Here is a 26473-nt window from a genome sequence, read left to right as displayed (position 1 = left end):
GACATACACTCGAATAGCCTTGGTTTGCTCCACAGTGAGCAACCAAGCCCCTACATGCGGGACATTTGTACGAAGCAGCCGGGTCGCCCGGTGGTAGCCGTCCAGTAGCCGAGCGGAGCCATCGGCATAGCGGCCGAGCAGGACAGGACGGACTGCATCCTCGTTTGTGAGTGCGGCCGCGTACTGCAGGTCCACACTACCTCTCCCCTCGACTTGGGCGCGGATGCGGTCAATGGGAAGGACGATGAATTGAAAGTCATCAGGCTTACGGTTGATGAGGGAGACCGCGAGCTCAACGTCATAGATCTCCCTATCCTCGTGGTTGAAGTGCTCTCCTGCCCAAGACCGGATTGGCGGCCCACGCTCCCACTCTCGATTATTCGTACTCATCGAACTGAATTTTTCCTCAGCAGGCCCTAGCCGACAACTGAGATTGAGCACCTATTGAGTGGCCGTCGCAAGCTCTCTTGGGCGAAAGTGCTAGCAAACGCAACAGTCGCAGCCACCTGCGGCGCGCGTAGCGCCCCAGAGTAATCTTATCGAGGCTAACGCGCCAATTGATCGGTCTGTATGCATGACGCTGCAGATTGAGGGCAGCTTCTAACACAGCCTTACCCGCCTACGTGCCAAGCCGTTACCGGGAACTGCCAAGGACATTTAATGATGCGCAAAAAGACGAAATTAGCCGGGTGGGGATAGGCAGTTGGGGAGATAGTTGGCTACGAGGAAGGACGGCCTCGCTGGCAAGTCTCCTCATCAAAGTGGACGACCCAAGTGCCAGCAATTTCCCTTCATGTGACTGTTGCCAGTCTCGCAGCACCGCCGACAAATTTTCTGCTGTCTGCGTAGCCAGCCAAAAGCGTAATCGCCCTCGCTGAAGAGCGCAATAACTCGCTTCGTGAAGCGGCTCTACCAGGCTCAAACATGCCAGACAAATAGCTGTCACCTGAGCGCGGATTCTGTCGTATAGCCCTTCGTGCAGTTGCAACAGCTTTGCCGAGTTGCACCGTCTTTGCAAATTCACAACCGACCAACGCGACCGCGCTGGCGGTGTGGTGCGGAGTGCGGTAGGGGCGTTGCCGCCAGCGGGCAAGATCCAGCCCGCGACCGCTGATCGAGGTGATCGCGGCCGTTTCCAGTGCTTCTGCCTCGCTGGCTTCCGGCAACAGGCCGGGCAGGCGTGAGGCGAGCAAGGTCTTGCCGCAACCGGGGCTGCCGACCAGCAGCAGATGGTGGCCTCCGGCGGCGGCGATCTCCAGTGCGCGGCGTGCGTGCGGCTGGCCGCGGACATCGGCCATATCGGGCAGGGCGCGCGCGCCAAGTGCGGAGATCGCCACTTCTGCTGCGGGCGCTTGCTGGCTGCCGTTGAGCGCGGCGCAGACCTCCAGCAGCGTGCGCGCGGTGAAGGCTTCCACGTGCCCGGCAATGGCCGCTTCGGCGCCATTGGCCAGCGGCACGATCAGCCGCCGCCCGGCTTGCGCGGCCGCCAGGGCGGCCGGCAGCACGCCATCGACGCCGCGCAGCTCGCCGGTCAGCGCGAGCTCGCCGAGAAATTCGTAATCGGCCAACGCCTGGCGGTCGATCTGCCCGCTGGCGGCCAGGATGCCAAGTGCGATCGGCAGGTCGAAGCGGCCGCCTTCCTTCGGCAAATCGGCCGGCGCCAGATTGATGGTGATGCGGCGTGCGGGGAATTCGAACTGTGCGCACAGCAGTGCGGCACGCACGCGTTCGCGCGATTCGCGTACCGCCGCCTCGGGCAGGCCCACGATCTGGGTGGAGGGAAGACCGCCGGAGAGGTGCACTTCCACCCGAACTTCAGGCGCACGCACCCCTACGCGGGCACGGCTGTGTACCAGCGCCAGACTCATGGTGGGCGGCCTTGACTCAGGGAGTGGTGGGGGGCGCGGCAGGCGGTGTGCCGGGCGCGCGGGCTTCCAGGGCGGCGACGGCCTGTTCCAGCGCATCGAGTTTTTCGCGCGTGCGCAGCAGTACCGCGCGCTGTACGTCGAACTCTTCGCGGGTGACTAGGTCCAGCTTGCCCAGGCCGGCCTGCAGCGCACCCTTGAAGGTGCTCTGCAGCTCTTCGCGCGATTGGCGCAGGCCCGGCGGCACCAGGTCGCTGAGGCGGCGGGCGAGGTCGTCGAGCTGGTTGAAATCGATCATGGTGTTCTCCGCAGGTCCGTAGGAAGCCTAGTGCAGGCCGGGGCACGCGGAACATCGGCAAGTCAGTCGGCAGGCGGTAAGGATAGTCCCATTCGGCTGTCGGTCGCGGTAACGGGCGCGCGCGATGGGATGAGTGTTATCGCTGTCCACGGTATGCTGCGCGCCTGTCATGCCCTGGATCTGCACCGATGAAAATGATCATGGCCATCGTCAAGCCGTTCAAGCTCGACGATGTGCGCGAAGCGCTCGCCGGCTGCGGAGTGGCGGGTATCACGGTGACCGAGGTCAAGGGCTTCGGGCGGCAGAAGGGTCACACCGAGCTGTATCGCGGCGCTGAATACGTGGTCGATTTCCTGCCCAAGGTGAAGATCGAAGTGGCGGTCACCGACGACCAGACCGAGCGCGTGGTCGAGGCGATCGTCGCCGCAGCCGGTACCGGCAAGATCGGCGATGGCAAGGTGTTCGTCTACGATCTGGGGAGCGTGGTGCGCATCCGTACCGGCGAGCTGGATAGCGACGCGCTGTAGCCCTGTCGCGTGGCGCGGCGTTGTGGCGGCGGCTCTGCTGCGTGCTGAAAGACGCTGACGGCAGTGCGGCGCGCATCAGGCCTTCTCAACGCTGACAGCACACGCCAGATTGATGGATGCGCTGGGCAATGCCGCGTTGCAGGCAAACCGGTACGGCTGCGACGCGCCTGTCATTGGCGTAGCGGCGGCGTCATTAACGCACGCGTTAGTTTCTGCGACGCCGACGCCTATACCGCACACGCCGATCGATGCATGCGGGGGCGCTGCGTTGCGAGCAAGTGGAACAGCGGGTACCGCGGCCTTGACCGGCAATGGCGGGGCGCAGACGTGTCTGCCTACGCGACTACCGCCTTAGACTGGCCATGATTCAGGTCGGTTCCTGCGCAGCGTGAGGCCTTGGCAGATCGCGTCCTGGCAGCCGTTCTCTGATCGAGCGTCGAATACGCCCATGTGTCATCTGAAGAGGTGGGCCTAGCCGCCGCCACGTCGCGTGGGATGCCGCTACCGCAACCGTGGTCCCTGCAACGCCAATCGCCCTGCTGTCATACCATTTCAATACCGCACCCCATGGCCGGCATGCCCGGTTCCAGTCTACCCAGGCGACGCAGACGCGGATGGCAAGCACGCCAAAGCAGGCTCGACCCTCCAAGACCAAAGGTGCGCTTGTCGCCATGCAGCGACTTGCCTACTCTAGGCCGTAATACCATTCCAATACCGGAGTTCGGACATGAAGCGACGCAACAGGAAGTCGGGCTTGCGCCTGCTCTCGGTCTTGGTGGTAGCGGGACTGGCCGCGCCTGCGCTGGCCGAGCCGGTGACCCAGCCGGCGCTGTTCCCGACCCCGGTGTCGATCGCGCTGGAGGGGCAGACGATCGCCTTGGGCCGGTCGGTGGTGCTGGTCGTGGCGCCGGGCGCAGACCCGGAGTCGGTCGCGCTGGTGCGCCGCATCCTCGGCACCGCAGGCGTCACCAAGGTCGCCACCGCGTCGCGTCTGCCGGCCACGTTCGACCGCCCGCACATCGTGCTCGGCACCGGGGAGGCGGCGGTGGTACGCGATGCACTGGCGCGTAGCAAGGCAGCGCAGGACACGCACAAGGAGGGTTACACGCTCGCCAGCGTGGCGCTTGGCACCGGCAGCCTGATCACGCTGGCCGGCTACGATCACGATGGGCTGTTCCATGCGGCGCAGACGCTGCGTCAGCTGGTCGAGCGCCCGGCCATTCCGACGCTGGTGATCCAGGATTATCCGGCGATGCCGATCCGCGGCACCATCGAAGGGTTCTACGGCGCGCCGTGGTCGATGGCCGATCGCAGCAAGCACATCGAGTTTCTCGCCCGCACCAAGGCCAACACTTTCATCTACAGCCCGAAGGACGACCCGTACGCGCGCGATCGCTGGCGCGAGCCGTACCCGGCCGCCACGTTGAAGGCGCTGGGCAAGCTGGCGGCCACCGCCAAGCGCAACCATGTCGATTTCGTCTATGCGATCTCGCCGGGGCCGACGGTCTGTTTCTCCGATCCGGCCGATGCCAAGGCGCTGTTGCGCAAGTTCGATGCGTTCCGCGCGCTGGGCGTGCGCAGCTTCTATGTGGCGCTGGACGATATCGAATACACCAAGTGGAACTGCGAGCGCGACAAGACCACCTTCGGCGATTCCGGCGCGCAGGCGGCCGGTATCGCGCAGTCGCATCTGCTCAACCTGGTGCAGGCCGATCTGGTCGCCCGCCACGATGCGTCGTCGGAACTGATCATGGTGCCGACCGAGTATTTCGACGCCAAGGAAAGCCCGTACAAGGAAGCGCTGCGCAAGCACCTGGACCCGAAGATCGTGGTGCAGTGGACCGGCACCGACGTGGTGCCGCCGGCCATCTCCATTCCCGATGCACGTGCGGCGACCAAGGCGTTCGGTCGCAAGACGCTGCTGTGGGACAACTATCCGGTCAACGATTTCGAAACCTCGGCCGGGCGTCTGTTGATGGCGCCCTACGCGCGCCGCGAAGCCGGGTTGTCGGCCGAGCTGTCCGGCATCGTCTCCAACCCGATGAATCAGGAAGTGCCCAGCCGGGTCGCAGTGATGGGGCTGACCGCGTTTGCGTGGAACGACACCGGCTACGATGCCCAGCGCACCTGGCACGCGGCCGCGCGCGATCTGGCCGGTGGCGACGCGCAGGTGACCGCCGCGCTGCTGACCTTCTTCGATACCCAGCACCTGGCGCCGACCTTCGGCAGTCAGCCGTGGCAGGAACAGGCGCCGCGCCTGAAGGCCGTGCTCGACCATGTGCGCGAGGCGATCGCGCTCGGCGATGCAGCAGCGCGCAGCCAGGCCATTGCCGAGTTGGCGCGCACAGCGGAGGCGTTCGCAGCTGCGCCGCAGAGCATTCGTGCAGGCGTGGTCGACAAGGGCTTTGCGGAACAATCACGTCCCTGGCTGGAAGCGATGGAGCACTGGGGCAGCGCGTTGCAGCAGACCGCAGCCGGATTGGAGGCGGCCAATCGCGGGGATGCCCAGGCAGCTGCGTTGTTTGCCGAAGCGGCCGCATCGGCCGCCGTGGCCTCCGCGATCCCGTCCATTCCCGGCGCCACCCGCTTCGGTGGCCCGGTCAAGATCGCCGATGGCGTACTGGACCGGTTCGTGGCCGACGCGCCGAGGCTGATCGCCTATCGCGTGCCATCGGCAGCAGCACCGGCGACGGCGCAGTGACGACCGGAGCGGCAAACCGTCGGTCGGAAAACCATCACACCTCTTCTTGACAGCCAATGAGACTCCAGACACTGTGCGCGCTGCGGTCAGGGGGCTGCATCACACGCAATATCCGGCGGGCCGATGCGGCCGCCGACCGGCGCAGATGCTGCGCGCCGTCCCGTGATGCGGGGAAGTCCCCAGGTGTTGACGGCAACTGCGCCACTTCCAGACGTCGTTGGGCTATGCCTGCGTGCGCAAGGATGCGGAAACGATGCACTACCACTGATGGGGGATGCGATGAAAAGGACCGCAATATTGCTCTTGGCGTGCACCGCGTTTGGCTGCGTCTGCGACGCGACGGCGCAGTCGTTGTCGCGCGGATGGGACAGCTATCGCCAGCAGCAAAAACAGCAGCAGTCGGGCGCGCAGGGTGGCACCGCGCCGGTAGCGGCGCCGTCCAGTACGTCGCAAGCCGCCACTGCTGCCACCTCGGTCGCAGCGAGCCAGGCCGACAATGGGTTTACGACCGTGACAACGGATGCCCCTGCGGTGCCAGCGACGGTAGCTCCGGCGCCCGCACCCAGTTACACGCAGACCGAAGCATCGCGCATCGACAGCGGTGCGTTTATCGGCGTGCAGGGTGGCAGAGGCGAGGTGTTCGACGGCTACAAGCAGGACATGCTGGGCTTCAACGCCGGTTACCGTTGGCGTGCCGGCTCGGTGACGCTGATCGGTCTTGAGGCATCGGCTGGGCGTTTGGATCGCACCGGCAATGCGGACGACGTCTTCGTTCCCGCAGTGAGGTTCGCCGGCCTGGGAGGCACGGCACGTTTCAACTTCGGTGACAGCCCGCTGTTTGCGGTGGTGCGCGTGGGGTCGTGGTATGCCGACGTCAAGGACATGAGCGAGGAAATCTACGGCGGCTACGCAGGCCTTGGCCTGGGCGTGGATTTGGGGAGATATGCCAGCTTGAGTGTGATGTATACCAACTACATCTACGCCAAGGACTATTACGACTACAGCGAAGACATCACCATCAATCGCGCTGAAGTACTGAATATTGGCGCAGAAGTGCGCTTCTGATCAGGCGAGCCGAGCAAGGGTCGATGGCGAGCAGGGCGGATGGCAACATCCGCCCTGTTGTCGTTTTGACGATGTAAAACGCTCGACGATCCGCTAGTGCACGCTCTTCACCCGCGCACCGGCATCACCAACGCGCAGATGTGGTGTCATGTAGGACAACGCTGCGGCGTAAACAATCACGATGAGGAAGGTATGGATGTCTTTGCGCAATTTTTGACCGACGAGCAGGATCCGGCGGCGGTGGGCAGGATCCTGCCCAAGGTGACCGAATTACTGACCCGCGACGAGCAGGTCGAATACATCGCCGTGCAAAAGAAGGTGGTGATGAACCTGTCGCCGGACGCGGTGGTGCTGACCAATCGCAGATTCATTGTGGTGTGCCCGAAGCTGTTCGGCATGACGTTCCGGGATTTCCCGTGGCGCGAGGTGCTCGATGTGCACATGAGCGAGCAGATGCTGGGTGCGACGATCATGTGTCGCACCACGCAGGGCGAATACGCCGCCGTCGACAGCCTGCCCAAGAAGCAGGCGCGGCGGGTGTACGCCTATGCGCAACAGGTGGAAGAATCCGCTTACGAAAAACGCCAGCAGCTGGAAATCGACAAGCTGCGCGCGTCGGCCGGTGGCGTGGTGGTGCATGCGCCCACCGCACAGGGCGCCATGCCTTCGGTCCCGCCGACCCCGGTGCCCGCCACCGACGATCCGATACAGGTGCTGAGCAAGCTCAAGCAACTGCTCGATGCGGGACTGGTCACTCAAGAGGAGTTCGACAGCAAGAAGGCGGAGGTGCTGTCGCGCTTGTGAGAGCGGCTGCCAGACCACACAGGTAGCGTCCGCTGAGGTGGGCGGTGGAGCAACAGCGTGGGCGTGCGCTACGCGCGGCGCCCAGTACCTATCAAGACCCAAGCACCGGCCACTGTCTGCAGTGCTTCAGATCGCCGCTTGGAGCGGCGGTCTGTCTGCGCCGCTCGGCGCTTGCGCAACCTGCGCGCAAAAGTGCAACGCGGGCTGTCAGTGAGCGCGGCAGGGGACACGCCCGTGCGTCCAGCCGGCAGGCGGGCGCGCTGCGCATGTCGCCTGATCTTTAGCCCGCCGGCACGCGGAACCGGCTGCCAACGGGGACATGGCGATGACTGCGCGCCGTCCATGTCCACCTGGCCACTGCTCACGCTGTATCGCTGGCCGGGCTTACTCGCCCAGCGCCTTGGCCACGAACGGCGGCGCAACCAGCACGCCGGTGTGCAGGTGCGCGGTGTAGTACAGCGTGTCGAATCCCTTGGCCTGCGCATCGGCCTGGCGAAACGCGAAATCGGCATTGGCCTGCTTGCTGGCCATGGTCACGCTCCACCAGCCGGTGGGGTAGCACGGCTGCGGGAACGGCAGGGTCTTGAACGACTGGAAGCCGGCCTTGCCCATTTCGGTGCGCATTTCCTTGATCAGCTCCAGCAGCGCCAGCGGCGATTCGGACTGCTGCACCAGGATGCCGTCGTCCTTCAGCGCCTTGAAGCAGCTCTGGTAGAACGCCTTGTTGAACAGGCCTTCGGCCGGCCCCACCGGGTCGGTGGAATCGACGATCACGATGTCCACGCTGCCGGCCGGGCAGTTGGCCATGTAGGCCACGCCGTCGTCGAACAACAGCTCGGCGCGCGCATCGTGGTTGGAATCGCACAGCTCGGGGAAATACTTCTCCGACATGCGCGTGACCTGCTCGTCGATATCGCACTGGGTAGCGCTTTCCACGCCCGGGTGCTTGAGCACCTCGCGCAGCGTGCCGCAATCGCCGCCGCCGATGATCACCACGCGCTTGGGCGCGGCGTGGGTGAACAGCGCCGGGTGGCTGATCATCTCGTGATAGAAGAAATTGTCGCGGGTGGTCAGCATCACCGCGCCATCGATGAGCATCAGCTTGCCCCAGTCGGTGGTCTGGTAGATCTCGATCTTCTGGAATGGGGACTGCACCTCGTCCAGCTTGCCGCTGATGCGGAAGCCGATCGCCGAGCCGGTCGGCTGGAAGTGTTCGATGTACCAGTTGTCGTTGGCGCTCATGCGTTGATCCTAGAAAGAAGCGGGCTGTTCCTTTTCCCGGCGGGAGAAGGTGGCGCGTCGCGCCGGATGAGGGTCGGGCGTCGCTTCGTGCAGCGCAAACTGCGCAGCGGCTGACCCTTGCTCTGCCCCGATCCGGTCAGGAGCGGGGCGTGAAGTCGGCGCGGATTGTAACGGACCCTGCGCGTGCCAGGCGTTACACTTCACGCCCTTTTTGCCCCAGCCGAGACAACGAAATGAGCGATTGGTCCCTCGACCAAGCCCGCAAGACCTACTCGATCCCGCATTGGGCCGATGGGTATTTCGATGTGAACGCCGCCGGCCACGTGGTGGTCACCCCCACCGTCGACGGCCCGTCGGTGTCGCTGCCCGAGGTGGTGGACGCCGCGCGCGCGGCCGGCGCCAAGCTGCCGCTGCTGGTACGCTTCCCGGACATCCTGGGTCAGCGCCTGGGCAAGCTGCAGGCGGCGTTCGCGCAGGCGCAGTCCGAATGGGACTACGCCGGCGGCTACACCGCGGTGTACCCCATCAAGGTCAACCAGCACCGTGGCGTGGCCGGCACCCTGGCCAGCCATCACGGCGACGGTTTCGGCCTGGAAGCGGGCAGCAAGCCCGAGCTGATGGCGGTGCTGGCACTGTCGCGCCCGGGCGGCTTGATCGTCTGCAACGGCTACAAGGACCGCGAATACATCCGCCTGGCATTGATCGGGCGCAAGCTCGGCCTGCAGACCTTCATCGTCATCGAAAAGCCCTCCGAGCTGAAGCTGGTGCTGGAAGAGGCGCGTGCGCTGGACGTCAAGCCGGGCCTGGGCGTGCGCATGCGGCTGGCCTCGCTGGGCGCGGGCAAATGGCAGAACAGCGGCGGCGACAAGGCCAAGTTCGGGCTGTCGCCGCGTCAGGTGCTGGACCTGTGGAAGACGCTGCGCGACACCGAGTACGCCGACAGCCTGAAGCTGCTGCATTTCCACATGGGCTCGCAGATCTCCAACGTGCGCGACATCGCCAACGGCATGCGCGAGGCCACACGCTACTTCGTGGAGCTGTCGCGGCTGGGCGCCAAGATCAGCCATGTCGACGTCGGCGGCGGCCTGGGTATCGATTACGAAGGCACCCGCTCGCGCAGCTATTGCTCGATCAACTATGGCCTGCATTCGTATGCCAGCAATATCGTGCAGCCGCTGGCCAGCGCCTGCGAAGAACACGGCCTGACCCCGCCGCGCATCGTCACCGAATGCGGCCGCGCGATGACCGCGCACCATGCGGTGCTGATCGCCAACGTGTCCGAAGTGGAGCAGGCGCCGGAAGGCCGCGTGCCCGACGCGCACGACGACGAACCGGCGGCGATCCGCCACCTGCGCGAGATCCACGACGAACTCGACGTGCGCCCGGCGGTGGAACTGTTCCAGGAAGCGCAGCACTTTCATGCCGAAGGGCTGAGCGCCTACGCGCTGGGCCAGATCGACCTCACCCACCGCGCGCGCATCGACGACCTGTTCTATGCCATCGCCCACGGCGTGCGTGCGCGCCTGAGCTTCGACGAGAAGAGCCATCGCCCGGTGCTGGACGAGCTCAACGAGCGGCTGGTGGACAAGTACTTCGTCAACTTCAGCGTGTTCGAGTCGATCCCGGATGTGTGGGCGATCGACCAGGTCTTCCCGATCGTGCCGATCGAGCGCTTGAACGAAGCGCCGCAGCGGCGCGGCATCATTGCCGACATGACCTGCGATTCGGACGGCATGGTCAAGACCTATGTCGAGAACGAGAGCCTGGACAGTTCGATGCCGCTGCACACCTTGAACGCGGGTGAGAGCTATCGCATCGGCTTTTTCCTGGTTGGTGCGTACCAGGAAATCCTGGGCGATATCCATAACCTGTTCGGCGATACCGACGCGGTGGAAGTGGCCGTGGACGGCGACGGCTATCGCATCGCGCAGCAGCGCCGTGGCGATACCACCGACGTGATGCTCGACTACGTGGGCTACCAGCTGGACACGCTGCGCGCGACCTATGCCGACCGCATCGCCGCCGCGCAGCTGTCGCCGGAGCGCGCGCAGGAGCTGAGCCAGGCACTGGAAGCGGGCTTGACCGGGTACACCTATCTGTCCGACGAACCGTTGGCCTGATCGCCCGAACCCATGCATCGCGCGGCGGCGGCGGCGGCCGTCGTGCGATGTGCGGGTTGGTAGGTTTGCGCGACGGGCGTCAATGCGCCAGAGACGTGTGCAGACGCCCCCCGGCGTCGCTGGCTTGGCCGGTGCGGTGTCTGGAAAAACCCGCAAGACGTCACGATTCGACACCGTGCACTAGCACGTGCCGACCTGATTGCAGGGTCTGGCCCTGAGATGGCGGATCTTTTGGATTGGCAGCGTCGATCGTCAAGCCCGGATTGTGCGATCGAATCGATCCGTGTCCCCCACCAGGGCGCATGTTTCTGATCGATCACATTCAAACCATCAAAGCGTGATTGTGAGAATACGTACGGTGTTCTCTGCAATCGATAGCGGCATGCGTCAATGGTTTGCGCCATTATCCAAGTGTGGCGGCGATGTGTTGTTCAGTGGTCTTGTCGCGTCCTGGCTTTTTAACGTTGCGGCGCATCTGCATGCCGCTTGAGCCACCCCTGTCTGCCGTCCGTGTCCCCACCAGGGCGCATGTTTCTAATCGATGACATTCAAACCGCCAAAGCGTGATTGTGAGAATACAGAGGGTTTTTTCTGCAATAGATCGCGGCATGCATCAATGGTTTGCGCCATTATCCAAGTGTGGCGGTGATGTGGTGCGCAGTGGTCTTATCGCGTTCTGGCTTTTTGCCGTTGCGGCGCATCTGCACGTCGCTGAGCCAATCCTGCGCAGCATGTATTGCGCTCTCCATGCGTCTTGCTCGTACGGTTGCGCTTACTTGCAAACGTTTGTGCGTAGAACGCTAATCAAAATCACAGTTTTGAGAGAAATATTTTTTTTCTTGGCGGAATTCGTGATATTTGCACGGTTCATTCCAGCGCCCAATTGTTAGTGTCTATTTAACTTGCCAGGACGCAAGTTGATGTGGGAACAGACAGTTGTCCATCGGGGGTTCGATGGCGCGTGTCGCTTCGTTGTGTGTCTCCATTGTGCGTTACCACCGTGTATCGCCGGCATCCGCTGGTGGTCGATGGTGTCCCCTACCTCCTTCAAGCTGATCCGACGTCTCATCGGCCGCGTTGCGGTTTAGGCGCATCGGGCGGCTGTGCGCCACCCAACAAGGATGCACGTAATGCACACTGACGCCCCTCCCGTGTTTCCTCTGACCAAAGCCCAGCGCGGCCTGTGGGTCGCCAGCAAACTGCATACCGACAACACGTTGATGTTGTCCGAAGCGTTGGAGATGTTCGGCCCACTGGATCCACAGGTGTTGATCCGCGCCACCATGCAGCTGACGCGCGAATTCGACACCGTGCGGCTGTGCATCCGCGAGCAGGATGGCGTGCCGCATCAGGTCGTCATGCCCGAGTACAACGGCACGGTTCCCTTTTTCAATGTCAGCGAAGATCCGTCGCCGCGCAACGCCGCCGAGCACTGGGTCGACGCGGAAATCCGCAAGCCGGAAAATCTGCAGGACGGGCCGTTATGGCAGTGCGCGGTGTTCCGTCTTGGCGAAGATCACCATATGTGGGTGCAGTGCGTGAGCCATCTGGTGATGGATGGCTATTGCGCATCGATCATGATGCAGCGCATGGCGGTGCTGTATAACGCCTACGCGCAAAATGTCGAGCCGGAACCTGCGCAGTACGGCAGTGCGCTGTCCTTGCTCGAGATGGAGCAGCAATACCGCGAATCGGATCGGTTTCAGCGCGATCGCACCTACTGGATCGAGCAGCTGGCCGATCTACCGCCGCCGGCCACCTTGGCGCGGCCCGGCAATCATCTGTCGACCGGGCTGTTGCGTGGCACCGGACAGTTCTCGCCGCAGCAGGTGGTGCGCCTGCGTGCGCTCGGCAAGGACTACGGCGCGAGCCTGCCGCAGATGTTGATTTCGCTGATCGCCGCGTATTACTACCGCTGCACCGGCGCCGAAGATCTGGTCCTGGCCATGCCGGTGACCGGGCGCATCAATGCGCGTTACCGGCAAACCGCAGGCCTGGTGGCCAATGTGATTTCGCTGCGTTTGAAGATGGATCCGCAGCAGCCGATCCATGCCTTGTTCGCGCAGGTGTCGTCGGTGGTGCGGCATGCCTTGCGTCATCAGCAGTATCGCTTCGAGGACGTGCGCCGCGATCTGGGTCTGTTCGGGATCGAACAGAAGTTCGCGCGCCTGGCGGTCAATATCGAAGCGTTCGACTACGCACTGCGCTTTGGCGATGCGTATGCGATGCCGCATAACCTGTGCAACGGCCCGGCCGACGACCTGACCATCTTCTGCTACGAACGTGGCGACGGCGCAGCCTTGCGTTTCGATCTGGATGCCAACCCTGCGTTGTACGACAGCGACGAACTGGCCGAACACTGCCGCCGCCTGACCCATCTGGCCGATGCGGTGCTGGCCAACCCGGAATGCGCGCTGGGCGAGGTCGATGTGCTGGGCGCTGAAGAACGTCGGCGTCTGCTGCAGACCTGGAACAATACCGCCGCGCCGCTGCCGGAAGCGGCCACGCTGCTGCACGGCATGCTGGAGCGCGCCGAGCTGATGCCCGCTGCGGTGGTGGTGCAATACGACAACCGCACGCTGGATTACGCCACGCTGTGCGAGCTGGCCTCGCGGATCGCCGCGCAATGGGTGGCCGATGGCGTGCGTCCCGGCGATGTGGTGGCCGTTGCGTTGCCGCGCAGCGAGCAATTGCTGGTGGCCTTGCTGGCGGTGATGTGGAGCGGGGCGGCGTATCTGCCGCTGGACCCGGAGAGCCCGGCCGCGCGCAACCGGCAGATGCTCAACGATTCCGGTGCCATCGGACTGGTGTGCGAGCCGGCGTTGTGCGAGCGCTATCTGCTTGGTGGCATGGTCTGGCTGGATCCGCGCCCGGCGGTGTTGCCGGAGGCGATCGCGCCGCTGGCCACGCCGGACGGCACCGCCTACGTGCTGTACACCTCCGGCTCGACCGGCGCGCCCAAGGGCGTGGAAATCAGTCATCGCAACCTGTTCAATTTCCTGCATGCGATGGAGCAGGAGCTGGCATTGCGACCGCGCGACCGCGTGTTGGCGGTCACCACCATCACCTTCGATATCGCCGGGCTGGAGTTGTATCTACCGTTGCTGGTGGGCGCACGCGTGGTCATCGCGCCGGCGGGCATCACCCACGACCCGCGTGGCCTATCGCGTTTGATCGCACACGAGCAGATCAGTGTGGTGCAGGCCACGCCATCGCTATGGCGCATCCTGCTGGCCAATCAGGACCTGGCGCTGGACCGCATCCACGCGCTGGTCGGCGGAGAAGCCCTGATCCCGGAACTGGCGACTCAGTTGCTGAGCCGGGTCGGGCGGCTGACCCAGTTGTACGGGCCGACCGAAACCACGATCTGGTCGACCATCATGCCCTTGCAGCTGACCGACGCGGCGGCGCCGCCGATCGGCAGGCCGCTGCTCAACACGCGTGTCTACGTGCTCGACGCGCAACGACAACCGTTGCCGACCGGCGCGGTGGGCGAGTTGTATATCGGTGGCGCAGGCGTGGCCAAGGGCTATCGCGGCAAGCATCAGCTGACCAGTGAACGCTTCGTGCGCGACCCGTTCGCAGACGACGGCAGCACCATGTACCGCACCGGCGACCGCGTGCGTCAGCGCAACGACGGCCTGCTGGAATTCATCGGCCGTGCGGACGCGCAATTGAAGATTCGCGGCCATCGGGTGGAGCCGGCCGAGATCGAAAACGCCTTGCTGCTGCATTCGCAGGTGGCGCAGGCGGTGGTCGTCGGCCACAGCGATGGCGACAGCAACGCGTTGCAGCTGCTGGCGTATGTGGTAGGCAAGCACGGCAACACGCCATCGACCGAGCTGCTGCGCGCCCATCTGCAGCAGCGGTTGCCGGCCTCGATGATTCCCACGTTGTGGGTACCGTTGCCGGCCTTGCCGCTGACCCCCAACGGCAAGCTGGATCGCCGCGCCTTGCCGGCTCCTGGCGCCTTGTCGCAACGCGCGCACGTCGCCCCGCGCGATGCACTCGAACGCCAGCTGGCCACGATGCTGCAGGACGTGCTGGGCATCGAGGTGGTGGGTGTGGACGACAACTTCTTCGAGCTCGGTGGCGACTCGCTGCGTGCGGCGGAAATGGCCGCGCGTTTCCCGCAGATGTTCGGTGTCGAGCTATCGCTGGGCACGCTGTTCCATGCGCCGACGATTGCCGGCCTGGCCGACGTGATCAAGCGCAGCGCGCAGATTCCGAACGATCCGCTGGGCGTGCTGTTGCCGCTGCGCGTGGGCAGCGCGGGCGTCACCCCGCTGTTCTGCATCCATCCGGTGGTCGGGCTGGGCTGGTCGTATCTCACCCTGCTCGGGCAGCTCGATCCGCAGTGGCCGGTGTATGCGTTGCAATCGCCGGCACTGAGCGACCCGCAGCATCGCCCGGAGAGCATCGAGGCGATCGCCCACGATTACCTGGCGCGTCTGCGTACGGTGCAGCCGCACGGACCGTACCGGCTGATCGGCTGGTCGCTGGGCGGTCTGATCGCCCACGCCATCACCGCCGAATTGCATGCACTCGGCGAAGAGGTCGAATTGCTGGCGATGCTCGACAGCTATCCGCATCTGGAACAGGCCGCGTCGCTGCCAGAGTCGGAAAACGTGCGCGCGTCGGTGCATGCCTTGGGCCTGAATCTGGCGCATGGCCAACCGATGCCGACCACCGTGGCCGAGCTGGCCAGCCTGCTGTGCAAGCACTACGGGCTGACCGATGTGCCGGCAGTGCGCCAGTTGCTTGAGCAACGCCCGACGCTGCTGGACGATCTGGGTGGGGTGACCCAGCATCACCTGCACCTGGCGCGGCGTCACCGGCCCAAGCGGCTGGACCAGGACGTGCTGTTCGTCGAAGCAAAGGTGCGCATCAGCTCCGGCGGCGACGATGCGCAGTGGGTGGATTACCGGCCGCAGGCGTGGCATCCGTACGTGCGCAACCTGCACCTGCACGTGTTGGACAGCGACCACCATTCGATGCTCTCGTCGGCCCACTCGGCCACGCTCAGCACGTTGCTGCATGCGGCCACCGCGCAGGCCACGCAGCGCGCCGACTGCACCGCCAACGCCAACGCCAGCGACGGAGTGACCGAATATGCGTGAATCCGTCGCTGACCCCGCACGCCAGCGCCCGGTGCTGATCGCCACCCTGGGCACGCATGGCGATGTGCGTCCGATCATTGCGCTCGCGCGTGGCCTGCAGCAGCGCGGCTATCCGGTGCGGGTGCTGACCAGTCCCAACTTCGAGGCGCTTATCCGCGCCAACGGGCTGGAATTCTTCCCGCTCAGCGGCGACCACCAGAAACTGATGCAGGGCCATCCGGATGTTGCCGAGATGCGCGGTGGCTGGCGCGGCATCTGGGGCACCTTGCGTGCGCAGCTGCTGGAGTGGGCGCGCGACTGGGCCGAGCAGGGCCGCGCGGCCTGTGCCGATGCCGGCTTGATTCTCGGCGTCGGCAGCGCGAGCCTGCTGGCGCACAGCCTGGGCCAGGCCTATGGCCTGCCGGTGGTGCTCACGCAATTGCAGCCGCTGACCGCCTCGCGCCATGTGCCGTTGATGGTGATGCCCACCGTGCGTCTGCCTGGGGTGGTGAGCGTGGCGCTGCACCACGCGATGCGCTTTGCCGGCTGGCAGCTGATGCGCCCGGCGCTCAACGGCATCGTGCGCCCGGCATTGGGGTTGCCGGCGTATCCGTGGATTGGCCCAGATCGCAGTGCGCAGCGCGTGTTGTATGGCTATAGCGAGCATCTGTGCCCACGTCCGCCGGACTGGCCGGACCGGGCCCAGGTCAGCGGTTTCTGGCAGTTGTCGCAGCCGCAGTGGCAGCCGCCGGCCGCGCTGGAGGCGTTTCTGCAGGCAGGCCCGCCGCCGCTGTACATCGGTTTCGGCAGCATGATCAGCAGCGATGCGGCGCAGCTCACCGCCATCGTCAAGGCGGCAGTGCGTCTGACCGGTCAACGCGCGCTGCTGGCCAGCGGCTGGGGCGGGCTGGCGGCTGCGGAAGACGCGTCCGACGATGCCGGGCGCTTTTTCCAGCTGGAGCAGGCACCGCACGATTGGCTGTTCCCACGCGTGTCGGTAGCGGTGCATCACGGCGGCGCCGGCACGACCGGTGCCGCGCTGGCGGCGGGGATTCCATCGGTGGTGCTGCCGTTCGGCTACGACCAACCGTTCTGGGCGCACTGCCTGGCGCAGCGCGGCGTGGCGCCGCCTGCGCTCGCACGGGCCGGCTTGCAGCCGCAGGCCTTGGCCGATGCCATGCAACAGGCCAGCGCACCGGCGATGCGGGCGGCGGCACGCGCACTCGGCCAGCGTATCCGCGAGGAAGATGGAATCAACACGGCGGTAGATCAGCTGGAAGCCTGGGCCCTGCTGCAACCCGCCCGGCCGGTTGCAGCGCGCGTGCGGAGCGAGCAGCAGGCCGTGGCATGACGGCTCACGCAGTGGGGGGAGCCGCTGCGTCGAGGCCGAAGCACCCTGTGGCGCGTGTCACCACGGGCAGCTAACGGGCACCTGTACGCAACTCAGGTAAGCCGCTGTGTGGCGGGCGTCGGCTGTCAGTGCGTGTTGGTGTCATGGGGTATCGCACTGCCAGACGCCCGCGTCGGGCCACGCGCTGTGCCAGCACGCGCCGTTACGTCGGCTCGAGGTACGCCGCATGCGCCTCGTGTAGTCGCTGGCTGAGGATCGCGGCCGGCCGTGCGATCGCTGGCGCAGGTATGGCCTCGGCGCGATGCAGGTTCAACCCGAGCGCGGGCAGTGTCGGCAACCCGGCGTGGCAGTGCGGCCGCACTGCCAGCAGGCCGACGGATGTGCGCAAGGTCAATCCCGGCCTGGCGCTCACGGGTCCAGATCCCGGCCAGGCTGCTGCCGGTGAAGGCGATACGCCACGACATGCCGGCCCGGTCCAGCGCGGTGGTCGCCGCGCTGCGCAGCCGAGCGGGCATCCAGCGTCACCAGTGACAATGCGCGTGTCCATGCCGCCGTTTCCCATGCTGGCCCAGCAGCGGTGGCGATCCGGTGCAGCGGCCACCGCGCCTGCGTCTGAAACCGCGCAGAGGCGATCCCGGCCTCCCAGGCCCCCGCTGCCCGCTGCCGAGCAGTTCCTGATGGCGGGCCGGATGCAGGTCCATCTGCCCCTGGGCTGAGCACGCGCAAAGCGGCGGCACATAGCGATGCCGACATCGCTGCATCGGTGTGTCTGCGGCACAATCGGGTTTCCTCTGCTCACCCCGCCCGCATGCGCTATCCCGCCCTCGATCTGCTGCGTGGCATCGCCATCGTCTGGGTGATGCTGTTCCATTCGTTCGTGGTCGGCGGCCTGGGGCCGGACTGGGCGTGGTTGTCGCGCTATGGCTGGATGGGCGTGGACCTGTTCTTCGTGCTGAGCGGATTTTTGATCGGTACCCAGGTGCTGTCGCCATTGGCGCGCGGGCAGCGGCTGGACTTCAAGGATTTCTATCTGCGTCGTGCGTTTCGCATCGTGCCGGCGTTCTTGGTGGTGCTGATCGTTTACATGGCATGGCCGCAGTTTCGCGAGTCACCCGGGCTGGCGCCCTGGTGGAAGTTTGTCACCTTCACCCTGAATCTGTTCGTGGACTACGGCCGTGATGCGGCGTTCTCGCACGCCTGGTCGCTGTGTGTGGAAGAGCATTTCTACCTGGTGTTTCCGCTATTGGCGACGCTGCTGTTGCGGCGGCCCTCGGCGGCGCGTTTCGTGGTGCTGTGCGTGGCGGTCGTGGTCGCCGGCATCGCGCTGCGTGCCGGCGTCTGGTTGCACAACACGGCCTTGGAGAGCGCGGGCGCGGGCCTGCAGCGCAACTGGTTTATCGAAGACATCTATTACCCGACCTGGAACCGTCTGGACGGTTTGCTGGCCGGTGTCGTACTGGCGGTGCTCAAGGTCTTTCGCCCCGACCTGTGGCAACGGCTGCAACGGCACGGCAACGCCTTCCTGTTGGCAGGCGTTGCGATTCTGGCGTTGGCCCTGTGGCTGTTTCGCGAGCGCACCGGCCTGCTCGGCAATGCGGTGGGCTGGCCGGTGCTGTCGCTGGGGCTCGCCTTGCTGGTGCTTGCAGGCACCGCCAGCAGCGGAGTGCTTGGCGGGTTGCGCGTGCCAGGCGCGGCATGGCTGGCGGCGATCTCCTACAGCCTGTATCTCACCCACAAGGCGGTCTTCCACCTGACGCACCTCTGGTTTGGCCCCGCGCTGGAAGGGCAGGGCATGCGCGCGTTTGCGGTGTATGGCGTGGTGGCGGTGCTGGGCGGCGCGTTGTTGCATTACGCAGTGGAACGCCCGTTCTTGCAGCTGCGCGATACGCTGGTGCGGCGAGGCGCGCGGCCTTCGGCCGCAGCTGAAAGTGGCTGATCGCGCACGGCGAGCGGGCATCAGGGCAACCATGGACGGCCCCCAAAAGTGCAGTGCGCGATCCATGCCGTGCATCTGCCGCGCACCTCACGGTTGCGCAGTCACGGCGAGTTGGCGTGGCGATCAAACGCGCGATGCCATGCGCTATTTGCTGCACGCCGCACGCGGGCTTTCCGACTGGCGCTGCGCAGAGCGCCTATCGGCAAGGCAGCGAACGTGCATGGGTGTTCAAGCGATGCATGGCCGATTGCGATCACGCTACCCACACGAACACGCCGCGCAATGCGCGGCGTGTTCGTCTCTCTCGATGCCGGGCGTTGTGCGCACGCGCCAGATCCACGCAACGTCGTATCGCTACCGATACACAGCCCGCAGAGGTGTCTGTTGGCGACTGCCGTATAGCTGGGTCTCGATCAGGCACTGCGGCCAAGGAGTGCTAGAAACAGTTGCCGCGCGCACATTGAATCAGCACGGTGCACGCCATTGCAATCGGAAACAGAACCACCGGCGCAGTGATCAGGATCCACCAACGTCTTGCCCATCCCAGCAGATATGCCACGCTCACGAACCAGATCACAGCAAGCGTCCAGAAGACTAGCGAAAGCTCTCCAAATGCCATGCCAAACCACGCATCCTCGGCGAACATCTGCCATGGCAGCATCACGCCAGCGATTGCCACGGCCACACCACTCAGCCAATGTGCCCGCTTGATTTTTCCGTGATCTCGCATCCTTGCCCCCTTCATGTGTGCTTGGCCTCAGTGCGCGTCGCGTGCCACCTGGAAGCCGGCGAACGACTGCGTTACCGGCATGATTTCCAGCCGATTGATATTCAGATGCGCAGGCAGGCTGGCGACGTAGAAGATCTGCTCGGCGATGTCCTCGGCAGTCATCGGCGTGGCGCCGCGATACAGCGTGTCGGACGCCGCCTGGTTGCCGCCGGTGCGCACCAGGGTGAATTCGGTTTCGGCCATGCCTGGTTCGATCGAGGTCACGCGCACGCCGGTGCCGTGCAGGTCGGCGCGCAGGCCCAGCGAAAACTGCTGCACGAACGCCTTGGTGCCGCCGTAGACATTGCCGCCGGTATATGGGTAGGTCGCTGCGACCGAGGCGATGTTGATGATGGCGCCACGGCGCGCGATCAACGCCGGCAGCAGGCGGTGGGTGAGGGTGACCAGCGCGGTGACGTTGGTGTCGATCATCTGCTGCCACTGCGTCAGGTCGGCTTGCTGCGCGGGTGCCGTGCCCAGTGCCAGGCCGGCGTTGTTGACCAGTACGTCGATGTCGGCGAAGTCGGCCGGCACTGCGTCGATCGCTGCCGACAAGGCCTGCGCATCGCGCATGTCGAACGCGGCGGTATGCACCTGGCCGGCGGGCAGTTCGGCGGCCAGCGCCTGCAGGCGCTCGGCACGGCGGCCGGTGGCGATGACCTTCCAGCCGGCAGCGGCAAAGCGGCGCACCGCAGCGCTGCCGAATCCTGAAGTGGCACCGGTAATCAGAACAGTCTTGGACATGTGGGATGACTCCTGCGAACGAGGGGGGGCAGGTGAAGGATCAGGGCGTGGTGGCAGCGCCTGGTGCGCGTGCCTGAGCGCGACGTGCGCGCACCATTGCCTCGCTGAGCGGCTCGCGCGACAGCACGCGGCCGTGTCGTAGGTGCAAAAGCAGATAGGACGCCGACGCCGACGCTGCGGTAGCGCTGGCAGGCGTTGCGGTTGGCAAGGCGATCAGCAGCTCGCCGTCGATCCAGTCGGCGGCAAGTGGTGCGCGTTTTCCCGGAAACAGCACATCGATCGGCAACACCGGTGGCGCGTCGTCGCACGCGCCGATGACGACGCGATCGAGCAGCAGTTGCGCGTTTTCCACCCGCCACGAGGCCTGGTAACCACGCCAGTTGGCGCTGCAATTGCCCAGCGCCTCCTGCGCATGGGCGACGAAGCGCTGCCAGGTGGCCTGATCGTCGAGCACCGACGACAACGGCTCGGCCAGCAGCGCCGCCTCCTGTCCGTCGATCTGGATGCGGTCGGGGATCTGCTCGGTGGCGTTCGCCGCGCCGATCAGTCCCCACCACAGCAACAGGCCGGCGGCGCGAGGCAGCATTTATTGCGCCTTGATGGCGATGGCAGGCAATCCGCTGCCGGTCAGTTTCTGCTTGGCCTCGGCCAGTTCGCTGGCGCTGCCGTAGGGCCCCATGCGCACGCGGTAGACCGTCTTGCCGCTGATGTCAGCCGATTCCACGCGCGCGGCCAGGCCCATCATCGCCAACTTGGCCTTGGTCGATTCGGCATCGCCGGAGGCACCGAACGAGCCGGCTTGCAGGATGTAGCGGGTGTTGTCCGTCACTGCAGGGGCGGCCGCTGGGGTTGCAGCTGCGGTCGTTGCAGCGGGTTTTGCCGCAGCATTGGCAGCTGCGGCCGCTGACGTGGTGAGCGCTGCGGTGCTGGCTGGTGCCGGTGTCGCCGCCGGACGTGCCGGCACAGTTTCCGCAAGCGGTTTCGGCGCGCTGGCGCTGGTTTCGTTCAACGGTACCGGCACGCTGGCTGCTGGCGTGGCCGCTGCCACGCGTGCACCCGGTGCAGGCGCAACCGGCTTGCCTTCCAGCGCCGCGCGCGCGCGCGCGGCTTCTTCGGCGCGTGCGCTGGCGGCCAGTTCGGCATCGGACATCTGCACTTCCTTGCCGGGCAGCAAGGTGTAGAAATCGTATTGGGTCTGCGCATCGCTGGGCTTGGCCTGCGGCTTGGGCGGCTGCGTGCTGGGCTTGGGCAACTCGGCCGGCGTATCGACGTCGGCATCGGCCACCGGCTCGGGCTGCGCATCGGGATTTGCGCGTGGGCCCACGCGCAGGAAGCCGTCGCCGTCCTTCTTGAACAGGTTGGGTGCCGCCAGGAAGATCACTGCCGCAATCGCAGCGCCCGCCACCAACCACACCCAACCGGGGGTGCCATTGCTGGTGTTGCGTCGCGCCTGACTCTTACCGCGTCGTGCTGCCATCTACCACTTCTCCGAATCATGTCGTTGCGGGCCATCTGGCCCGACTTGGCGCGGCTTGCAGCCACTGTGCAACCGCTGGACGGTGCGGCCTTGTGCGCGGCCGCTCCATTCCGATCATTCTGGCCCTGAGCGCGCCGGTCGCAGCCACCCGGCGATTGCGCGCCAGGTGGTGCCAGTCACTGTTACATCTTTTCCGGGGCGCTGACGCCGAGCAGTTCCAGGCCGTTTGCGAGCACCTGTTGCGTGGCGACGGCCAGGGTGAGTTTGGCGTCGCGCTCTGCGGCATCGTCCACCAGCAGCTTGGTGTTGTGATACCACGTGTGGAAGGCATGCGCCAATTCACGCAGGTACTGTGCGATCTGGTACGGCTCCAGTGTCTGGCCGGCGATTTCCACCACTTCCGGGTAGCGCGACAGCTCCAGCATGACGTTGAGCGAATGCTCGTCGTCCAGGCCTGCGAGCTGCGCCAGGCCGTTAGCCTGTTCGTACTTGAAGCCCTTCTCCTGCGCCTGCCGCAGCACGCTGCAGACGCGCGCATGCGCGTACTGCACATAGAACACCGGGTTGTCGTTGCTCTGCTGACGGGCCAGGTCGATGTCGAAGGTGAGCTGCGAATCGGGCTTGCGTGCGATCAGGAACCAGCGCACCGCATCGGCACTGGTTTCTTCGATCAGGTCGCGCAGGGTGACATAGCTGCCGGCACGCTTGGACAGCTTCACTTCCTCGCCGCCGCGCATCACCGTGACCATCTGGTGCAGCACGTATTCCGGCCAGCCTTGCGGGATGCCCAGCTCCAGCGCCTGCAGGCCGGCGCGCACACGCGTCAGCGAGCCGTGGTGGTCCGCCCCCAGTTCGGTGATCGCGCGCTCGTAGCCGCGCTGCCACTTGGTCAGGTGATAGGCCACGTCCGGCACGAAGTAGGTGTAGGTGCCGTCGGACTTGCGCATCACCCGGTCCTTGTCGTCGCCGAAGTCGGTGGACTTCAACCACAGCGCGCCGCCTTCCTCGTAGGTGTGGCCGGAGGCGATCAGCTTCTGCACCGCCTCGTCGACCTTGCCGTCCTTGTACAGCGAGCTTTCGAGGAAATAGATATCGAAATCGACGCGGAATGCGGCCAGGTCGTGGTTCTGCTCGTTACGCAGATAGGCCACCGCGAAGCGGCGGATCGATTCGACATCGGCCGGGTCCTTGCTGCCGCTGACCATGTGCCCTTCCAGGTCGACGGTGTCGCCGGCCAGGTAGGCGGTGGCCACATCGGCGATGTAGTCGCCGCGGTAGCCGTTTTCCGGCCAGCCTTCGCTGTCGGGGGTGAGTCCCTGCGCACGCGCCTGCACCGACAAGGCCAGGTTCTCGATCTGCACGCCGGCATCGTTGTAGTAGAACTCGCGCTTGACGTTCCAGCCGTTGGCATCGAGCACGCGCGCCAGGCTGTCGCCGATCGCCGCCGCGCGGCCGTGGCCGACATGCAGCGGGCCGGTCGGGTTGGCCGACACATATTCCACGCCCACCGAGCGGCCGTTGCCGGCCAGGCCGCGACCGTAGTCGTGGCCCTGCTTGATCACATGCGCCACTTCGCGTTGATACGCGGCCGGGGCAAGGTGGAAATTGATGAAACCCGGACCGGCGATCTCCACCTTGGCCACGTCGTCGCTGGCCGGCAATGCCGCCAACAGCGCCTGGGCGAGTGCGCGCGGATTGCTGCGCGCCGGCTTGGCCAGCAGCATCGCGACGTTGGTGGCGAAATCGCCGTGTTCGCGCGTCTTGGGGCGCTCGACCACGAAATCCGGCGGCAGGGTGTCGGCAGGCAGGGTGCCGTTGGCGCGCAAGGCTTCAATGCCTTGGCCGATCAATGCGCGGAGTTGGGCTTTCACGTGGGATCTGCTTGGAACCAAACCAGCGATTTTACCCGACCGCGCGCCCCGGGGTCGGGCCGATGGTTCAGGTCACCGCCGCAGCGTCATCCCAGCCAGCCGCGCTCGGCCAGCGAGACCGGGCGCCCGTCGCCGATGACGAAGTGGTCGAGCAGGCGGATATCCACCAGATCCAGGGCATCCAGCAGGCGTTGGGTGACCGCGCGGTCGGCCTCGGACGGCTCCGGGTTGCCGGACGGATGGTTGTGCCCGACGATCACCGCCGCCGCGTTGTGCAGTAGCGCCCGCCGCACCACTTCGCGTGGATGGATGTCCGCCCCGTCGATGGTGCCGGTGAACAGTTCCTCGAAGGCGATCGCGCGATGTTTGGTGTCCAGGAACAGCACCGCGAACACCTCGTAGGACCGTGAACGCAGCCGTTGCGAAAAATAACGTCCCACGCTGGGCGGATCGCTGAGCGCTTCGCCGCGTTCCAGCTCGCTCAGCAGGTGGCGATGGGCCAGCTCCAGCGCCGCATTGAGCTTGCAGGCCGAGGCCGGACCCAGCCCGGGCAGGCGCGCCAGCGCCGGGGCGGGGCGGTCCAGCAGCAGGCGCAACGGGCCGTGGCGATGCAGTAGATCGCGCGCGGTGCGTACGGCGTCCTGCCCGCGCAAGCCGGAGCCGACGAAGATCGCCAGCAGCTCGGCATCGGATAACGCAGGCGCCCCGCGCGCCAGGAGTTTCTCGCGCGGGCGTTCGTGGGTGGGCCAGTCGTGAATGTGCATATGGCGAGATTGCCGGTGCTTATCGCGCACGCCCATCAGGCCAGGCGGGGGCATCGGCTAATCTAGTTGTCCTTGTAACCGTAGGACGACTCCGACGTGATCGGCTCCACTCAGGCCCGCCCCCTGGACGGACAGCGTTTGCTGCTCTGCGTCGGCGGAGGCATTGCTGCTTACAAATCGCTCGAACTGGTCCGTCGCCTGCGCGACGCTGGCGCGCAGGTGCAGGTCGCCATGACCAGCGGCGCACAGCAGTTCGTCACCCCGCTCAGCTTCCAGGCGCTGTCCGGTCAGCCCACCCGCACCACCTTGTGGGACAGCGCCGCCGAACAGGCGATGGGGCATATCGAACTGGCGCGCTGGGCCGATCAAGTGATCGTCGCCCCAGCCACTGCCGACCTGCTGGCGCGCCTGGCGCACGGCATGGCCGACGATCTGGTCACCACGCTGTGTCTGGCAACCACCGCGCCGCTGACCGTGGCGCCGGCGATGAACCACCGGATGTGGCTGCATCCGGCCACCCAGGCGAATGTGGCGACCCTGTCCGCACGGGGCGTGCGCGTGGTCGGCCCCGACGACGGCCCGCTGGCCGAAGGCGAATCCGGTCCTGGCCGGCTGGCCGAGCCGGCGGCGATCATTGCCGCGCTGGTCGGAGCCGATGCTGCCGGCAGCGTTGCGCCTGCCTCCAGCAGCGCAGCCGCTCGGGCGTTCGTGCCCGGCAGCGCGCAGCTGGAGGGCCTGCGCATCGTGATCAGCGCCGGCCCCACCTTCGAGGACCTGGACCCGGTGCGCTACGTGGGCAACCGCAGCAGCGGCAAGATGGGCTATGCGCTGGCCGCCGCCGCCGCCAACCAGGGCGCCGACGTGGCGCTGGTCAGCGGCCCGGTCCATCAGGCCACCCCGCCCGGGGTGCAGCGGATCGACGTGCGCTCAGCGGCGCAGATGCGCGATGCGGTGCTGGGCGCATTCCCTGCCGATATCTACATCGGCGCCGCTGCGGTGGCCGATTACACCCCCAAGCGGGTGGTCGCACAGAAGATCAAGAAGACCGGCGAAACGCTGACCCTGGAACTGGTGCGCACCCCGGACATCCTGGCCGAGGTCGCTGCGCAGACCGGCGCACTGAAGCTGGTGGTCGGTTTTGCTGCCGAAACGCACGACGTGGAGCATTACGCGCGTGGCAAGCTGGTCGCCAAGCGGCTGGACCTGATCATCGCCAACCAGGTCGGGATCGAAGGCGGCGGCTTCGAAAGCGACAACAACGCCGCCACCGCCTATTGGCAAGGCGGCGAGCGTGTTTTTCCCAGCAGCAGCAAGACCGAATTGGCCGAGCAACTGTTGGCCCTGATCGCGGAGAGATTGCAGGCATGAGCACCCCGACCCAGTCCTTGCAGGTGAAGTTGCTCGACCCCCGCTTCGGCGACCTGTGGCCGTTGCCGGCCTACGCCACCGAGTCCAGCGCAGGCATGGACCTGCGCGCCGCACTGGAAGCGCCGATGACGCTGGAGCCGGGCGATGCGGCGTTGATTCCCAGCGGCATCGCGATCCATCTGGCCGACCCGCAGCTGTGCGCGGTGATCCTGCCGCGTTCGGGCCTCGGCCATCGCCACGGCATCGTGCTCGGCAACGGGACCGGACTCATCGATGCCGACTACCAGGGGCCGCTGCTGATCAGTACCTGGAACCGCGGCCGCGCCGCCTTCACCATCGAGCCGGGCGACCGCATTGCGCAGTTGGTGATCCTGCCGATCGTGCGCGTGGGCTTGCAAGTGGTGGATACTTTCGTCGACAGCGCGCGGGGAGCGGGTGGATTCGGCCACACCGGGGTGCGCTGACAGGGGGC

19 protein-coding genes and 1 pseudogene are annotated in these 26473 nt (G+C 65.7%); 10 read left to right on the top strand and 10 right to left on the bottom strand.

From position 1 onward, the window contains the following. Positions 1-1025: 1025 nt before the first annotated feature. Positions 1026-1868 (bottom strand): annotated as a pseudogene (locus tag GGR62_RS02130) (magnesium chelatase domain-containing protein); the annotation flags it as partial. Between the two features lie 16 nt (positions 1869-1884). Beyond that, entirely contained in the window at positions 1885-2163 is a 279-nt protein-coding gene (locus GGR62_RS02125; RefSeq protein WP_184406361.1) for an accessory factor UbiK family protein, read from the bottom strand. 188 nt (positions 2164-2351) lie between these two features. Between GGR62_RS02125 and GGR62_RS02120 the strand changes: the two genes are divergently transcribed. The 4 genes from GGR62_RS02120 to GGR62_RS02105 all read left to right on the top strand — a co-directional run bounded on the left by GGR62_RS02120 (position 2352) and on the right by GGR62_RS02105 (position 7260). Then, positions 2352-2690 carry a P-II family nitrogen regulator gene (locus tag GGR62_RS02120; protein ID WP_184406360.1) on the top strand — a complete coding sequence of 113 codons (339 nt, stop codon included), beginning with the start codon at positions 2352-2354 and terminating at the stop codon, positions 2688-2690. Between the two features lie 727 nt (positions 2691-3417). Beyond that, entirely contained in the window at positions 3418-5391 is a 1974-nt protein-coding gene (locus GGR62_RS02115) for a beta-N-acetylglucosaminidase domain-containing protein (protein ID WP_184406359.1), read from the top strand. 279 nt (positions 5392-5670) lie between these two features. After that, positions 5671-6456 (top strand): hypothetical protein, encoded by a 786-nt coding sequence (locus tag GGR62_RS02110; protein WP_184406358.1) that lies wholly within the window; start codon positions 5671-5673, stop codon positions 6454-6456. A gap of 192 nt (positions 6457-6648) precedes the next feature. Further along, a complete protein-coding gene (locus GGR62_RS02105; protein ID WP_184406357.1) occupies positions 6649-7260 on the top strand; it encodes a PH domain-containing protein in 612 nt (203 codons plus the stop codon). A 384-nt stretch (positions 7261-7644) separates the two neighbouring features. Here GGR62_RS02105 and speE read toward each other — a convergent pair whose 3' ends face one another. Next, the gene (speE, locus tag GGR62_RS02100; protein WP_184406356.1) at positions 7645-8502 is read right to left on the bottom strand and encodes a polyamine aminopropyltransferase; all 858 of its coding nucleotides are present in this window, start codon (positions 8500-8502) and stop codon (positions 7645-7647) included. A 233-nt stretch (positions 8503-8735) separates the two neighbouring features. On the opposite strand from speE, the gene speA reads away from it, so the two are divergent. The 3 genes from speA (at position 8736) to GGR62_RS02085 (ending at position 17072) form a co-directional block, all read left to right on the top strand. After that, complete coding sequence (gene speA, locus GGR62_RS02095) at positions 8736-10622, top strand: arginine decarboxylase (protein ID WP_184406355.1); 1887 nt, start codon at positions 8736-8738, stop codon at positions 10620-10622. A gap of 1130 nt (positions 10623-11752) precedes the next feature. Then, a complete protein-coding gene (locus GGR62_RS02090) occupies positions 11753-15742 on the top strand; it encodes a non-ribosomal peptide synthetase (protein WP_184406354.1) in 3990 nt (1329 codons plus the stop codon). Next, the gene (locus GGR62_RS02085) at positions 15735-17072 is read left to right on the top strand and encodes a glycosyltransferase (protein ID WP_184406353.1); all 1338 of its coding nucleotides are present in this window, start codon (positions 15735-15737) and stop codon (positions 17070-17072) included. The genes GGR62_RS02090 and GGR62_RS02085 overlap by 8 nt, the downstream gene beginning before the upstream one ends. A 202-nt stretch (positions 17073-17274) precedes the next feature. Here GGR62_RS02085 and GGR62_RS02080 read toward each other — a convergent pair whose 3' ends face one another. Next, positions 17275-17460, bottom strand: a complete 186-nt coding sequence (locus tag GGR62_RS02080) for a hypothetical protein (RefSeq protein WP_184406352.1) — start codon at positions 17458-17460, stop codon at positions 17275-17277. A 420-nt stretch (positions 17461-17880) separates the two neighbouring features. On the opposite strand from GGR62_RS02080, the gene GGR62_RS02075 reads away from it, so the two are divergent. After that, a complete protein-coding gene (locus GGR62_RS02075) occupies positions 17881-19008 on the top strand; it encodes an acyltransferase (RefSeq protein ID WP_184406351.1) in 1128 nt (375 codons plus the stop codon). A gap of 436 nt (positions 19009-19444) precedes the next feature. Here the strand turns inward: GGR62_RS02075 and GGR62_RS02070 are convergent, their stop codons facing one another. The 6 genes from GGR62_RS02070 to radC form a co-directional block, all read right to left on the bottom strand. Continuing rightward, a complete protein-coding gene (locus tag GGR62_RS02070; RefSeq protein WP_184406350.1) occupies positions 19445-19738 on the bottom strand; it encodes a hypothetical protein in 294 nt (97 codons plus the stop codon). A gap of 27 nt (positions 19739-19765) precedes the next feature. Then, on the bottom strand, positions 19766-20521 hold the full coding sequence (locus GGR62_RS02065) for an SDR family NAD(P)-dependent oxidoreductase (RefSeq protein WP_184406349.1): 756 nt from the start codon (positions 20519-20521) through the stop codon (positions 19766-19768). Between the two features lie 40 nt (positions 20522-20561). Further along, on the bottom strand, positions 20562-21107 hold the full coding sequence (locus tag GGR62_RS02060; protein WP_184406348.1) for a hypothetical protein: 546 nt from the start codon (positions 21105-21107) through the stop codon (positions 20562-20564). Then, entirely contained in the window at positions 21108-21998 is an 891-nt protein-coding gene (locus tag GGR62_RS02055; protein WP_184406347.1) for an SPOR domain-containing protein, read from the bottom strand. Positions 21999-22180: 182 nt separating this feature from the next. Then, complete coding sequence (argS, locus tag GGR62_RS02050; RefSeq protein WP_184406346.1) at positions 22181-23869, bottom strand: arginine--tRNA ligase; 1689 nt, start codon at positions 23867-23869, stop codon at positions 22181-22183. An 86-nt stretch (positions 23870-23955) separates the two neighbouring features. Beyond that, a complete protein-coding gene (gene radC, locus GGR62_RS02045; protein ID WP_184406607.1) occupies positions 23956-24669 on the bottom strand; it encodes a DNA repair protein RadC in 714 nt (237 codons plus the stop codon). 60 nt (positions 24670-24729) lie between these two features. Here radC and coaBC point away from each other — a divergent pair, with 60 nt between their 5' ends. Then, a complete protein-coding gene (coaBC, locus tag GGR62_RS02040; protein ID WP_184406345.1) occupies positions 24730-26001 on the top strand; it encodes a bifunctional phosphopantothenoylcysteine decarboxylase/phosphopantothenate--cysteine ligase CoaBC in 1272 nt (423 codons plus the stop codon). Then, positions 25998-26465 (top strand): dUTP diphosphatase, encoded by a 468-nt coding sequence (gene dut / locus GGR62_RS02035; RefSeq protein ID WP_064632651.1) that lies wholly within the window; start codon positions 25998-26000, stop codon positions 26463-26465. Before coaBC ends, dut begins: the two co-directional genes overlap by 4 nt. Positions 26466-26473: the final 8 nt, after the last annotated feature.

It is taken from the genome of Xanthomonas sp. 3075 (assembly GCF_014197275.1).
Lineage (GTDB): Bacteria > Pseudomonadota > Gammaproteobacteria > Xanthomonadales > Xanthomonadaceae > Xanthomonas > Xanthomonas campestris_B.
Note: the sequence above shows the minus strand (reverse complement) of the source record. Positions and strands in the feature narration are given on the sequence as shown.

Coding starts and splice junctions, on each gene's coding strand:
- GGR62_RS02120 (WP_184406360.1), top strand. CDS start 2,352: ATGAAAATGATCATGGCCATCGTCAAGCCGTTCAAGCTCGACGATGTG.
- speE (WP_184406356.1), bottom strand. CDS start 8,502: ATGAGCGCCAACGACAACTGGTACATCGAACACTTCCAGCCGACCGGC.
- speA (WP_184406355.1), top strand. CDS start 8,736: ATGAGCGATTGGTCCCTCGACCAAGCCCGCAAGACCTACTCGATCCCG.
- GGR62_RS02075 (WP_184406351.1), top strand. CDS start 17,881: ATGCGCTATCCCGCCCTCGATCTGCTGCGTGGCATCGCCATCGTCTGG.
- GGR62_RS02070 (WP_184406350.1), bottom strand. CDS start 19,738: ATGCGAGATCACGGAAAAATCAAGCGGGCACATTGGCTGAGTGGTGTG.
- radC (WP_184406607.1), bottom strand. CDS start 24,669: ATGGGCGTGCGCGATAAGCACCGGCAATCTCGCCATATGCACATTCAC.
- GGR62_RS02115 (WP_184406359.1), top strand. CDS start 3,418: ATGAAGCGACGCAACAGGAAGTCGGGCTTGCGCCTGCTCTCGGTCTTG.
- GGR62_RS02090 (WP_184406354.1), top strand. CDS start 11,753: ATGCACACTGACGCCCCTCCCGTGTTTCCTCTGACCAAAGCCCAGCGC.
- GGR62_RS02055 (WP_184406347.1), bottom strand. CDS start 21,998: ATGGCAGCACGACGCGGTAAGAGTCAGGCGCGACGCAACACCAGCAAT.
- dut (WP_064632651.1), top strand. CDS start 25,998: ATGAGCACCCCGACCCAGTCCTTGCAGGTGAAGTTGCTCGACCCCCGC.
- GGR62_RS02060 (WP_184406348.1), bottom strand. CDS start 21,107: ATGCTGCCTCGCGCCGCCGGCCTGTTGCTGTGGTGGGGACTGATCGGC.
- GGR62_RS02105 (WP_184406357.1), top strand. CDS start 6,649: ATGGATGTCTTTGCGCAATTTTTGACCGACGAGCAGGATCCGGCGGCG.
- GGR62_RS02085 (WP_184406353.1), top strand. CDS start 15,735: ATGCGTGAATCCGTCGCTGACCCCGCACGCCAGCGCCCGGTGCTGATC.
- GGR62_RS02110 (WP_184406358.1), top strand. CDS start 5,671: ATGAAAAGGACCGCAATATTGCTCTTGGCGTGCACCGCGTTTGGCTGC.
- GGR62_RS02065 (WP_184406349.1), bottom strand. CDS start 20,521: ATGTCCAAGACTGTTCTGATTACCGGTGCCACTTCAGGATTCGGCAGC.
- GGR62_RS02125 (WP_184406361.1), bottom strand. CDS start 2,163: ATGATCGATTTCAACCAGCTCGACGACCTCGCCCGCCGCCTCAGCGAC.